Genomic DNA, 14,290 nt, shown 5'->3' on the forward strand with positions numbered 1-14,290 from the left:
AGACGACGTGGAGGAGTCCGGCGTGGGTAACCGAGTGGGCAACGCCGCCGACCAGGAACCGGTGGCGGTCGTCGGCCTGGCGTGCCGGCTGCCGGGGGCGGCGAACCCCGCCGAGTTCTGGCGACTGCTGCACGACGGACGGGACGCCCTGGGCGAACCCGGCGCGCTGCGCTGCCGTCCGGACGGCCCGGCGGTGCCCGTGCTGCCCTCCGGCGAACCGGTCCGGGCCGGCTTCCTCGACCAGGTCGACTCCTTCGACGCGGCCTTCTTCGGCGTCTCCCCGGGCGAGGCGGCCGTGCTGGACCCGCAGCAGCGGCTCGTCCTCGAACTGGCCTGGGAGGCCTTCGAGGACGCCGGGATCATCCCGGGCGACGGCGACGGCGACGGCGACGGCGGCCCGGGCGGCACCGGGGTGTACGTCGGCGCCACCTACGACGACTACGCGGCGCTGCGCGGCGCCCGCCTGAGCCCGCACTCGGCCACCGGACGCAACCGGGCGATGATCGCCAACCGGGTGTCCCACGTCCTGCGGCTGCGCGGCCCGAGCCTGGTCGTGGACAGCGCCCAGTCCTCCGCGCTGCTCGCCGTCCACCTGGCCTGCCGGGCACTGGCGGCCGGGGAGTGCACGACGGCGCTGGCCGGCGGTGTCAACCTGAACCTCACCCAGGACGGCTACGACGTCACCCGGGCGCTCGGCGCGATCTCACCGTCGGGGCGCTGCCACACCTTCGACGAACGGGCCGACGGGTTCGTGCGCGGCGAGGGCGGCGCCGTCCTGGTGCTCAAACCGCTGTCGGCGGCACTGGCGGACGGGGACACCGTGCACGCGGTGATCCGGGGCAGCGCCGTCAACAACGACGGCGGCGGCGACTCGCTGACCGCCCCCCGCCAGGAGGCCCAGCAGGACGTACTGCGCCTCGCCTGCGCGGCCGCCGGGGTGTCCCCCGGCGAACTCGACTACGTCGAACTGCACGGCACCGGAACCCCGCTGGGCGACCCGGTCGAGGCCGCGGCGCTCGGCGCGGTGGCCGGGCGCGGGCCGGACCGGCGGCGGCCCCTGCTGGTCGGCTCGGTGAAGACCAACATCGGGCACCTGGAGGGCGCGGCCGGGATCGCCGGACTGCTGAAGACCGTCCTGTGCCTCTCGCGCCGGGAACTGGTGCCCAGCCTCAATTACCGCACCCCCAACCCGCGGATCCCGCTGACGGAGCTGGGCCTGCGGATGGTCACCGAGACCGGCCCGTGGCCCGCCACGGCAGGGCCGCTGCTCGCCGGAGTCAGCTCGTTCGGCATGGGCGGCGCCAACTGCCACCTGGTGCTCACCGAGCCGCCCGCCCCCGGCCCGGCACCGGAGCCCCCCGCCGAGGGGTACGACGGTCCCGTCCTGGTGCCGTTGACCGCGCGAGCCCCGGCGGCACTGGCCGAACTGGCCGCCCTGGTCGGCGGGTCGACGGCGTCCCCGGTGGACCTGGCCTACTCGCTGGCCACCACGCGCAGCCCGCTGGAGCGGCGGGCGGTGCTGGTCGCCGAGTCCGCGCACGAGGTCCCCGGCCTGCTGGCGGCGCTGGCCGGGGACACGGCGAACGCCCGGGTGGTGCGCGGCACTTCCGTCGAGGGGCGGACCGTGTTCCTCTTCGCCGGGCAGGGCAACCAGCGGCCGGGCATGGGCCGGGAGATCTACCGGCGCCACCCCGCCTTAGCCGCCGCCATGGACGCCGTCGCCGCGGAACTCCGCCCGCACCTGCCCCGGCCGCTGCTCGACGTGGTCTTCGCCGAGGCGGGCTCGGCGGACGCTGCCCTGCTGGACGAACCCGCCTGGACCCAGCCCGCGTTGTTCGCCGTCCAGGTCGGGCTGTACCGGCTGGTGGAGAGCTGGGGGATCACCCCGGACGCGGTCCTCGGCCACTCCTTCGGCGAACTCGCCGCCCTGCACGTCGCCGGGGCGATGTCACTGGCCGACGCCTGCGCGCTGGTCGCGGCCCGCGGCCGGCTGATGCAGGACATCCCGCCCGGCGGGGCGATGATCCTGGTCGAGGCGTCCGAGGCGGAACTGCTGCCCGACGTCGGGACGAGCGGTGGACTGGTGTCGGTCGCCGCCCTCAACAGCCCCACCGCCACCGTGCTGTCCGGGGACGCGGACGCCACCGCGTCGATCGCCGGCCGCTGGTCGGCGCGCGGCCGTCGTATCCGCCGGATCCAGGTCCCGATGGCCAGCCACTCGCCGCACGTGGACGGCATCCTGGACGGGATGCGGGCGGCCGCGGCCCGGGTCGACTGGCGGACCCCGGCGCTGCCGGTCGTCTCCTCGCTGACCGGCGCCGAACTGGACGTCACCGGCCTGGACTGGCCCGAGTTCTGGGCCCGGCACACCCGCGGCACGGTACGGTTCGCCGACGCCGTAGCCACCGCCTGCGCGGGCGGTGCCCGCACCTTCCTGGAGCTGGGCCCGGACGGGACCCTGTCCGCCATGGGGCCGGGCAGCGCGCCCGAGGACGTGGCGTTCGTCTCCGCGATGGCCGGCGGCGACCGCCCCGACCTGCGGTCCCTGCTCACCGCGGTCGCCCGGCTGCACACCCGGGGCGTCCCCGTCGACTGGGCGCGGTTCTACGACGGCTCAGGGGCCCGGCGGATCCCGCTGCCCACCTACCCCTTCCAGCGGAGGCGGCACTGGATCGCCGGGGTGACCGCCACCGGCGGCGCGAGCCCCGCCGTACCCGCCGGGCCGGCCCTGCCGGCCGCCGCGGAGACCGGGACGCGGGCCCGGCCGGACTCCTCACTCGCCGGGCTGCCCGCGGCCGAACGGGAGCCGGCGGTGCGCGCACTGGTGCGCGCCGAGGTGGCCGCGGCGCTCGAGCTGGACTCCGCCGAAGAGCTTGACATGCGCCGCCCGTTCAAGGACCTGGGCTTCGGCTCACTCATGACGGTGGAGCTGGGACAACGGCTGGCCGAGGTGACCGGGGTACGGCTGACCGCCACCGCCGTACTCGACCACCCCACCCCGGAACGGATCACCGCACACCTGACCGCGGGACTGGCCGCGGAGACGGCACCGGAGACCGTGCCCGGGCGGCCCCTCGTGGATCCCGGGCCCGCCGCCGACCCGATCGCGATCGTCGGGATGGCCTGCCGGTTCCCCGGCGGAGTCGGCTCGCCCGAGGCCCTGTGGGACCTGGTGACCGCCGGCACCGACGCGGTCGGCGGCTTCCCCACCGACCGCGGCTGGGACCTGGACGGACTCTTCGACGCGGACCCGGACCGGCCGGGCCGCAGCTACGCGCGCACGGGCGGATTCCTCCACGGGGCAGCCGAGTTCGACGCCGACCTGTTCGGCATCTCGCCGCGCGAGGCGCTCGCCATGGACCCCCAGCAGCGACTCCTCCTGGAGACCTCCTGGGAGGCCCTGGAGCGGGCCGGGATCGACCCGCACTCCCTGCGAAACAGCGCGACCGGCGTCTTCTCCGGGGTCATGGCACAGGACTACGGCCCCCGGATGCACGAGGGCGCCGACGGCCTCGACGGCTACGTGCTGACCGGCACCACCGCAAGCGTCGCCTCCGGACGCGTCGCCTACAGCCTGGGACTGCGCGGGCCCGCGGTCACCGTGGACACCGCGTGCTCCTCGTCCCTGGTGGCGGTGCATCTCGCGGCCCAGGCACTGCGGTCGGGGGAGTGCTCCCTGGCCCTGGCCGGCGGGGTGACGGTGATGCCCACGCCGGGCATCTTCGTCGAGTTCTCCCGGCAGCGCGGGCTCGCACCCGACGGGCGGTGCAAGTCGTTCGCCGCGGCCGCCGACGGCACCGGCTGGGCGGAGGGCGCCGGTCAGCTCGTCCTGGAGCGGCTGTCCGACGCCCGCCGCAACGGCCACCAAGTACTCGCGGTGCTGCGCGGCTCGGCGGTGAACCAGGACGGTGCGTCCAACGGCCTGACCGCCCCCAACGGACCGGCGCAGGAAGAGGTGATCCGCACCGCGCTGGCCGCCGCCGGACTCTCCGGCACGGACGTGGACCTGGTGGAGGCACACGGCACGGGCACCACCCTGGGCGACCCCGTCGAGGCCCACGCGCTGCTGGCCACCTACGGCCAGGGCCGCGCCGGCGCCCCGCTCTGGCTCGGGTCGCTCAAGTCCAACATCGGACACACCCAGGCCGCCGCAGGCGTCGCCGGCGTGATCAAGGTCGTACAGGCGCTGCGGCACCGGCTGCTGCCGCGCACCCTGCACGTGGACGCACCCTCGCCCTACGTCGACTGGGAGTCCGGCGAGGTGCGGCTGCTGACGGAGGAGCGGCCCTGGCCGGAGCACGGCCGGCCGCGCCGGGCCGGGGTGTCCTCCTTCGGGATCAGCGGCACCAACGCGCACGTCATCCTGGAACAGGCCCCCGATTCGCCCCCGTTGGAACCCTCTCCGGACCCGGCGCCGCGGTCCGGACCGCTGCCGGTGGTGGTGTCCGGGCAGACCGCCGCCGCGCTGCGGGCGCAGGCGGCACGGCTGGCCGCGCACCTGGAGAGCGCACCGGAGGCGGCTCTCGCCGACGTCGCCCGCGCCGCCGCGACCACCCGGGCCGGACTGCCGCACCGCGCCGTGTTCACCGCGACCGACCGCACCGAGCTGGTCCGGGGGCTGCGCGCCCTCGCCGCCGACGAGGAGACGCCAGGACTGGTACGCGGGCTCGCCGACGTCGACGGCCGCACGGTGTTCGTGTTTCCGGGGCAGGGCGCGCAGTGGGCGGGGATGGCGGTGGAACTGCTGGACTCGGCACCGGTGTTCGCGCAGCGGATGGCCGAATGTGCTGCGGTCCTCGCCGAGTTCGTGGACTGGTCGTTGCCGGGTGTGCTGCGTGGGGAGGCGGGTCAGCCGTCGCTGGACCGGGTGGATGTGGTGCAGCCGGTGTCGTTCGCGGTGATGGTGTCCCTTGCCGCGCTGTGGCGGTCGTTCGGCGTCGAACCGGACGCGGTGGTGGGGCATTCCCAGGGGGAGATCGCCGCCGCCTGTGTGGCGGGGGCGCTGTCCCTGCGCGACGCCGCGAAGGTGAGCGCCCTGCGCAGCGCCGCGCTCGGCGCGCTGTCCGGCGCCGGCGGGATGATGTCGGTGGCGCTCCCGGCCGCCGAACTGGAACCGCGGCTGGCGCGCCGGGCCGGACGGGTCTCGGTCGCCGCGGTCAACGGACCCGCCGCGGTGGTCCTCTCCGGAGAACCCGGACCCCTCCGGGAACTCGAGGCCGAGCTGACCGCCGAAGGCGCGCGGGCCCGGCTGGTCGCGGTGGACTACGCCTCGCACTCCGCACAGGTGGAGCGCATCCGCACCGAACTCCTCGACCGGCTCGCCGGACTGGAGCCGCGCGGCGCCCAGATCCCCTTCTACTCCACCGTGACCGGCGACCGGCTCGACACGGCGACCCTGGACGCCGAGTACTGGTACCGGAACCTGCGTCAGACCGTGCACTTCGAAGCGACCGTCCGCGAACTGGACCGCACCGGGCACCGTGTCTTCATCGAGGCCAGTCCGCACCCGATCCTTACCTCGGCCGTCCAGGACACCGCCGAGGCGGCGGGCAGCACCGCCGTGGTGGTCGGTTCGCTCCGACGCGACCAGGGCGGCCCCGAAAGATTCCTGCAGTCGCTGGCCGAGGCACACGTACGCGGGATCACCGTGGACTGGACCCCGGCCCTCGGCGCCCCCGGCCGACGGGCGGAGCTGCCCACCTACGCCTTCCAGCGCCGGCGCTACTGGCTGCCCACCCCGGCGGCCGGCACCGACCCCGCCGGGCTCGGACTGGACGCCACCGCCCACCCGCTCCTGGGCGCCGCCGCACCGGTGGCCTCCACCGGAGAACTGCTGCTGACCGGCGGACTGTCCCGGCAGCGGCAGCCCTGGCTGGCCGACCACACCGTCTTCGGCACCGCCGTCCTGCCCGGCACGGCATTCGTCGAGATGGCCGTGCGCGCCGGCGACGAGGCGGGCTGCCGGGTCCTGGAGGAGCTGACCGTGCACGCGCCCCTGATCCTGCCCGACCGCGGCGGCGTACGGGTACAGGTGGTGCTCGGCGCGCCCGGCGAGGACGGCGGCCGCGCCGTCGGCATCTACTCCCGGCCGGGCGAGGGCCCCCAGTGGACGCACCACGCCGCCGGCCGGCTCGGCATGACGCTGACGGCTCCGCCGGCGACCGGCGACTGGCCGCCGTCGGGCGCCACCCCCGTCCCTCTGGCCGACCGCTATCCGGCACTGGCGCGGCTCGGTTACGGCTACGGGCCGCTCTTCCAGGGTCTGCGCCGGCTGTGGCGGCACGGCGACGACCTGTTCGCCGAAGTCGCCCTGCCCGAGGCGGCGTCGGCGGACGCCGGAGCGTACGGGCTGCACCCGGCGCTGCTGGACGCGGCCCTGCACGCGGCCGTCCCGGCCGACGGCACGGCCGCCATCGGTCTGCCGTTCGCCTTCACCGGGGTCCGGCTGTACCGGACCGGCGCCGCCACGGCGCGGGTACGGCTGCGCCCCACGGCCGGCGGAGCCGTCGCCCTCACCGTGACCGACACCGAGGACAACCCCGTCGCGGTGATCGACTCGCTGGCGTTCCGGCCGGTCAGCGCCGGCCAGCTCGCCGCCGGCCGACGCGACCACCTGTACCGCACCGACTGGGTTCCGTCGGCGCCCGGGGCACCGGACGAGGCCTGGGCGTGGCTGGCGGACCTGGACCCGGACGGGCCGGTGCCCGCGGTGGTGGGTGTCCCGGTGGCCGGGGTCGCCGACGCCCTCACGGTGGCCCAACGCTGGCTGGCCGAGGAGCGGTTCGCCGCATCGAGGCTGGTACTGCTCACGCGCGGGGCGGTCGCCACCGGCCCGGGCGAACCGGTCGACCCCGACGCGGCGGCGGCGTGGGGTCTGCTGCGCAGCGCGCAGACGGAGAACCCCGACCGCTTCGTCCTGGCCGACACGGACATCCGGCCCGCGTCCGAGGCGCCGCTGCCCCGGCTGGCCGCCACCGGCGAAGCCCAACTGGCGGTCCGGGACGGGAGGTTGCTCGTACCCCGGCTGACGCGGGTGACGGAGACGGCCGGGGAGGCTCCCTGGACGGCCGAGGACGTCGTGCTGATCACCGGCGCGAGCGGGACCCTCGGCGGCCTGGTGGCACGGCATTTGGCCAAGCGGCACGGGGTGCGCGGCCTGGTGCTGGCCTCCCGGCGGGGCGAGGACGCCCCGGGGATGACGGAACTTGTCGCCGAACTCGCCGAGTCGGGTACCGAGGCGGTGGTGGTGGCCTGTGACGTGGCCGAGCGGGAGGCGGTGGCCGCGCTGCTGGCCGGGCATCCGGTGACGGCCGTGGTGCACGCCGCCGGGGTTCTCGACGACGGGGTGGTGGCCGCGCTCACCGCCGAGCGGGTGACCGAGGTGTGCCGGGCGAAGGTGGACGGCGCGCGCCACCTGGCCGAGCTGACCGGCCCGGAACTCAAGGCGTTCGTGCTGTTCTCGTCGGTGGCCGGCACGCTCGGCAACGCGGGACAGGCCGCCTACGCGGCGGCCAACGCCGCCCTGGACGGGCTGGCCGCCCGACGCCGGGCCGCAGGGCTGCCCGCGACCGCGGTCGCCTGGGGGCTGTGGGCCGAGAGCAGCGGCATGACCGAGGGCATGGCCGACACCGACCGGACCCGGCTGGCCCGGGCCGGTGTGCTGCCACTGGACTCCGCCACCGCGCTGGACCTGCTGGACACGGCCGTCGCGCTGGACGAGCCGGTCCTGCTCGCCGCCCGCCTGGACCCGGTGGCGCTGCGCGAGCGGGCGGCCGAGGGCGTGCTCTCGCCGGTGCTGCGCGCCCTGGTGCCGGTGGTGCGGCGGGCCGCCGCCACGGACGGCGCTTCGGACGGCGCCGACGGGCTGCTGCGGCGGCTGGCCGAGGGGGAGCCGCTCCGGGTCCTCCAGGACCTGGTGCTCACCCAGGCGGCGCTGGTGCTCGGCCACCCCGACCCCGGCGGGCTGTCACCGGACCGGCCGTTCAAGGACTTCGGCTTCGACTCACTGACCGCCGTGGAACTGCGCAACCGGCTGGGCCGGGCCACCGGGACACGGCTGCCCGCGACCGTGGTGTTCGACCACCCCACCCCCGCCGCACTCGCCGGATACCTGCGCGGCGAAGTCATCGGCGACACCGCCGCACAGAGCGCCCAGCCCGCCGCCGCCCCGGCGCCGGCCGCCGACGAGCCGATCGCGATCATCGGCATGGCCTGCCGGTTCCCGGGCGGGGTCGCCTCCCCGGAGGACCTGTGGCACCTGGTCGCCGACGGCGTCGACGCCGTCGGCGGGTTCCCCACCGACCGGGGCTGGGACGTCACCGGCCTGTACGACCCCGACCCGGACCACCCGGGCACCAGCTACACCCGGCACGGCGGCTTCCTCTACGACGCCGGCCGCTTCGACGCCGCCCTGTTCGGGATCTCGCCGCGCGAGGCCCTCGCCATGGACCCCCAGCAGCGGCTGCTCCTGGAGACCGCCTGGGAGGCGCTGGAACGGGCCGGGATCGACCCGTCCTCGGTACGCGGCAGCCAGACAGGCGTGTTCACCGGCGTGATGTACCACGACTACGCCACCACGCTGCGCGAGCTGCCCGAGGGCGTCGAAGGCCACCTGCTCACCGGCACCGCGGGCAGCGTCGCCTCCGGCCGGGTCGCCTACACACTCGGCCTCCAGGGACCCGCGGTCACCGTGGACACGGCGTGTTCCTCCTCGCTGGTGGCGATGCACCTCGCCGCCCAGGCGCTGCGCTCCGGTGAGTGCTCGCTGGCCCTGGCGGGCGGGGTGACGGTGATGGCCGAGCCCACCACGTTCACCGCGTTCTCCCGGCAGCGCGGACTCGCCGCCGACGGACGGTGCAAGCCCTACGCCGGGGCGGCCGACGGCACCGGCTGGTCCGAGGGCGCCGGCCTGCTGCTCCTCGAACCGCTCTCCGCCGCCCGCCGCAACGGCCACCAGGTACTGGCCGTGCTGCGCGGCTCGGCCGTCAACCAGGACGGCGCGTCCAACGGCCTGACCGCCCCCAACGGCCCTTCGCAGGAACGGGTGATCCGCACCGCCCTGGCCGCCGCCGGCGTCCGCGCCCAGGACGTCGACGCGGTCGAGGGCCACGGTACCGGGACGCCGCTCGGCGACCCGATCGAGGCCCAGGCGCTGCTCGCCACCTACGGCCGGGACCGCGCCGGCGACCCGCTGTGGCTGGGCTCGGTCAAGTCGAACATCGGGCACGCGCAGGCCGCCGCCGGAGTCGCCGGCGTGATCAAGATGGTGCAGGCGATCCGGCACGGGGTACTGCCCCGCACCCTGCACGTCGACGAGCCCTCCCCGCACGTGGACTGGGCGTCCGGCGAGGTGCGGCTGCTGACGGAGGCCCGGCCGTGGCCGGAGCGGGGCCGCCCGCGCCGGGCCGGGGTGTCCTCGTTCGGGATCAGCGGCACCAACGCGCACGTCGTCATCGAACAGGCCGAGGCGGAGGCGGACGCGCCCGCCTCGGCCGGACCGGACACCGGACCGTGGCCGGTGCCGGTCGCCGTGTCCGCGCAGAGCGAGGAGGCCCTGCGCGCCCAGGCCGTACGGCTGACGGCGCATCTCGCCGAGCACCCCGACGACCGGGTGCGGGACATCGCCTGGTCCATCGTGACCGGCCGGGCCGCGCTGGAACACCGCGCGGTCGTCCTGGCCGCGGACCCGGACCAGTTGCGCGAGCGGCTCGGGGCGCTCGCCGAGGGCCGGGACGTCCCGGGTGTGGTGCGCGGCACCGCGGCGGACGCGGCACGGCGGGTGGCGTTCGTGTTCCCCGGACAGGGTGCGCAGTGGGCCGGAATGGCGCTGGAACTCCTCGACTCCGCCCCGGTGTTCGCCGCCCGGCTGGCCGAGTGCGCCGCCGCGGTCGAGTCCTGGGTCGACTGGTCGGTGCTGGACGTGCTGCGCGGGCTGCCGGGCGCGCCGACGCTGGAGCGGGTGGACGTGGTGCAGCCGGTGACCTTCGCGGTCAACGTGTCGCTGGCCGCCCTGTGGCGCTCGTACGGCGTGGAACCGGAGGCGGTGATCGGCCACTCGCAGGGCGAGATCGCCGCCGCCTGCGTCGCCGGGGCACTGTCGCTGGCCGACGCCGCCGCGGTGGTGTGCCTGCGCAGCCGCGCGCTGACCGAACTGTCCGGCAAGGGCGGCATGATGTCGGTGGCGCTGCCCGCCGACGAGGTGCGGGCCCTGTTCACCGACGACCGCCTCGGCGTGGCCGCGGTCAACAGCCCCGCCTCCACCGTCGTCTCCGGCGACCCGGACGCCCTGGAAGAGCTGCGGGCCGCCTGCGAGGAGCGCGGGGTGCGGGCCCGCCGTATCGCGGTGGACTACGCCTCGCACTCCACCCACGTCACCGCCGTCAAGGACAGCCTGGCCGACCTGCTCGCCGGGATCAGTCCGCGGGCGGCCCGCACCGAGCTGTACTCCACGGTCACCGGACGGCGACTGGACACCCGGGAACTCACCGGTGACTACTGGTACACCAACCTGCGGCAGACCGTCCGGTTCGCCGACGCGGTGCGGACCGCGCTGGACGCCGGGATCGGCACGTTCATCGAGATCGGCCCGCACCCGGTGGTCGCCCCGGGCGTGCAGGAGACGGTGGACGCCGCCGGCGCGCGAGCCGCCGTACTCACCACCCTGCGCCGCGACGACGGAGGCTGGCCGCGCTTCGCCCGGTCGCTGGCCGAGGCACAGGTGCGCGGGGCCGGGGTACGGCTGGCCGAGGTGTTCGAGGGCACCGGCGCCCGCCGGGTGGAACTGCCCACGTACGCCTTCCAGCGCCGCTGGTACTGGCTGGCCGAGCAGACCGGCCCCCGGTCCGACAGCTGGCGCTACCGCGTCGAGTGGCGCCCCGCGGGCCCGCCGGAGCGCACCGCACCGGACGGCCAGTGGCTGGCGCTGGTGCCCGCCTCGGGCGCGGACCAGGACTGGCTGAAGACGCTCACCGGCGGACTTCCGGTGCGGACGGTCACCGTGGACACCGAACACGCCGACCGCGCGGGCCTCGCCGATCGGCTGCGCCGCGCGCTGGCCGAACACACCCCGCGCGGGGTGCTGTCCCTGCTGGCCGCCGACCACCGCCCGCATCCGGACCACCCGGTGGTACCCGCCGGCGTGGCCGCCACCCTGGCCCTGGTCCAGGCGCTCGGCGATCTGGACGCGACGATCCCGCTGTGGCTCGTGACCTCCGGCGCCGTGGGCACCGGGGCCGCCGATCCGTCGCGCGAACCGGGCGCGGCCCAGGTATGGGGACTGGGCCGGGTGGCGATGCTGGAACACCCGGCCTTCTGGGGCGGCCTCCTGGACCTGCCCGCCGAACTCGACGAGGCCGCGCTGGAAGCGCTGCGCGGCGTGCTCGCCGGCGGCTGGGGCGAGGAGGACCAGCTCGCCGTGCGTGCATCCGGCACGCTGCTACGACGACTGGTGCGCGCCCCGCTCGACGGCGGCACGGCCGGCGACTGGCAGGCCCGGGACACCGCGCTCGTGACCGGCGGCACCGGCGCGCTCGGCCCCGAGATCGCCCGCCGGCTCGCCGCTCAGGGCGTACGACACGTGGTACTGGTCAGCCGCAGCGGCCCGGACGCCGAGGGGATCGCCGAACTGACGGCCGAACTCGAAGGCCTCGGCGTACGGCTGACAGCGCGCGCCTGCGACGTCGGCGACCGGGCCGCCGTGGCCGCCCTGCTGGCCGGACTGCGCGAGGAGGGCGAAGCGGTGCGCACGGTGGTGCACGCCGCCGCACTGATGCGGCTGGCGGCCCTGCCCGACACCGACCTCGCCGAGTACGCCGACGTCCTCACCGCCAAGGTCCAGGGCGCCCGGCACCTCGTCGAACTGCTCGACCCCGCCGAACTGGACGTCCTGGTCCTCTACTCCTCCATCGCCGGAGTGTGGGGCAGCGGTGACCACGGCGCCTACGCCGCCGCCAACGCAGAACTCGACGCCCTCGCCGAGCAGGCCCGCGCCGCCGGACTGCCGGTCACCTCGGTGGCCTGGGGCGTCTGGGACGGGGCCCGCTTCCCCGACGGGGTCGACGCCGGCCAACTCCGACGCCAGGGACTGCCGTTGATCGCCCCCGGACCCGCGCTGGACGCATTGCGCACCATCCTCGAACGCGCCGAGAGCGGGCTGTGCGTCGCCGACGTCGACTGGGCCAGGTTCATGCCGCTGTTCGCCTCGGCCCGCAGCAGGCCGCTGTTCGCCGAGATCCCCGAGGCCCGCCGCGTGCTCGACAGCCTCGACGAACCCGGGTCCCAGCCGTCCGGCTCCCCCTGGACGCAGCGGATCGCCGGGCTCTCCGACACCGAACGCCGCAGCACCCTGCTCCGGCTGGTACGCGAGCAGGCGGCCGTCGTCCTGGGCCACTCCGGCCCCGCCGCCATCGGCGCCGACCACGCCTTCCGCGACCTCGGCTACGACTCGCTGACCGGGATCGAACTGCGCAACCGGCTCGCCGAGGCGACCGGACTGACGCTGCCGGCCACCCTCGTCTTCGACCAGCCCACCCCGGCCGCGGTCGCCGAAGACCTGCGCACCCGGCTCGCGCCCCCCGAACCACCCGTCCTCACCGAACTGGACCGGCTCGCCGAGCGGCTGGCCCGGGCGGACGCCGACGACGACCGAGCCGCCGTGGAACAGCGGCTGCGGGCGATGCTCGCCCATCTCAGCAGCAGCGAGGAGGACTTCGACCCGATGTCGAACGAGGAGATGTACGACCTCATCGACCGCGAACTCGGCGCGAGCTGAAGGGAGCCGCACATGTCCGAGGAAGAGAAGCTGCGCGGCTACCTGAACCGGGTCATGGTCGACCTCCGCAAGGCCAACCGCCGCCTGCAGGACATCGAACAGGCCCGCACCGAACCCGTCGCCGTCGTCGGCATGGCCTGCCGCTACCCCGGCGGGGTCCGCTCCCCGGAAGACCTCTGGCGCGTGCTCTCCGAGGGCCGGGACGTCACCGGTGAACTGCCCACCGACCGCGGCTGGGACATCGACGGCCTCTACGACCCCGACCCGGACAGCTCCGGTCACACCTACGTCAAGCGCGGCGGCTTCCTGGACGACCCCGGCGCCTTCGACGCGGGCTTCTTCGGTATCTCGCCCCGCGAGGCGCTGGCCATGGACCCCCAGCAACGACTGCTCCTGGAAACCTCCTGGGAGGCCCTGGAACGGGCCGGCATCGACCCCACCGCACTGCGCGGCACCCGCACCGGAGTGTTCGTCGGCCAGAACTACCAGGAGTACGGCACCGGACTGGCCCACGCCCCGGCCGGCGTCGAGGGACACCTGGTCACCGGCGTGGTCCCCAGCGTGCTCTCCGGCCGGATCTCCTACACCCTCGGCCTGGAGGGCCCGGCCATCACCCTGGACACCGCCTGCTCGACCTCCCTGGTCACCCTGCACCTGGCCATGCAGTCGCTGCGCGACGGAGAATCCACGCTGGCCCTGTCGGGCGGCGTGACCGTACTGGCCGGACCCGGACCGCTCATCGAGTTCAGCAGGCAGCGCGTGCTGGCCGCCGACGGCCGCTGCAAGGCGTTCTCCGCCGACGCCGACGGCATGGGCATGGCCGAGGGCGTGGGCGTGCTGGTGCTGGAGCGGCTGTCCGACGCCCGGGCCAACGGCCACCAGGTGCTGGCGGTGCTGCGTGGCTCCGCGGTGAACCAGGACGGCGCGTCCAACGGCCTCACCGCCCCCAACGGTCCCTCCCAGCAACGCGTCATACGCGCCGCCCTGAACGCCGCCGGGCTGACCCCCGCCGACGTCGACGTGGTGGAGGCGCACGGCACCGGCACCTCGCTGGGCGACCCCATCGAGGCACAGGCCCTGCTGGCCACCTACGGCACCGACCGCGAACGGCCGCTGCTCCTCGGCACGGTGAAGTCCAACATCGGACACACCCTCGCCGCCGCCGGCGTGGCCGGGGTGATCAAGTCCGTCCTGGCGCTGCGCCACGGGACCGTGCCGAAGACCCTGCACGCCGACACCCCGTCCCAGCACATCGACTGGTCCGGCGGCAGCCTCTCGCTGACCACCGAGGCGGTGCCCTGGCCACGCGGCGAACGACCGCGCCGGGCCGCGGTGTCCTCGTTCGGCATCAGCGGCACCAACGCCCACGTCATTCTGGAAGAGGCTCCCGACCCGGAGGAGTGGGAGCCGGTGCCGGTGCCGGTGCCGGTGCCGGTGTTGCCGGTGCCGGTGTTGGTGTCTGGTCGTTCTGTCGAGGCGTTGCGGGGGCAGGCGGTGCGGTTGCGTGAGTTCGTGCTTTCC

Annotated in this window: 2 protein-coding genes; both read left to right on the plus strand. The window is 75.6% G+C overall.

Annotated features, from left to right (window positions below; translation table 11 throughout):
• The first annotated feature begins 22 nt into the window (after positions 1-22).
• Positions 23-12,769 carry an SDR family NAD(P)-dependent oxidoreductase gene (locus tag ACFXI4_RS34730; protein WP_384998605.1) on the plus strand — a complete coding sequence of 4,249 codons (12,747 nt, stop codon included), beginning with the start codon at positions 23-25 and terminating at the stop codon, positions 12,767-12,769.
• Positions 12,770-12,781: 12 nt separating this feature from the next.
• A partial coding sequence (locus ACFXI4_RS34735) for a type I polyketide synthase (protein ID WP_384998608.1) occupies positions 12,782-14,290 on the plus strand: 1,509 nt, incomplete at its 3' end.

This window comes from Streptomyces sp. NPDC059224 (genome assembly GCF_042754285.1).
Classification (GTDB): domain Bacteria; phylum Actinomycetota; class Actinomycetes; order Streptomycetales; family Streptomycetaceae; genus Streptomyces.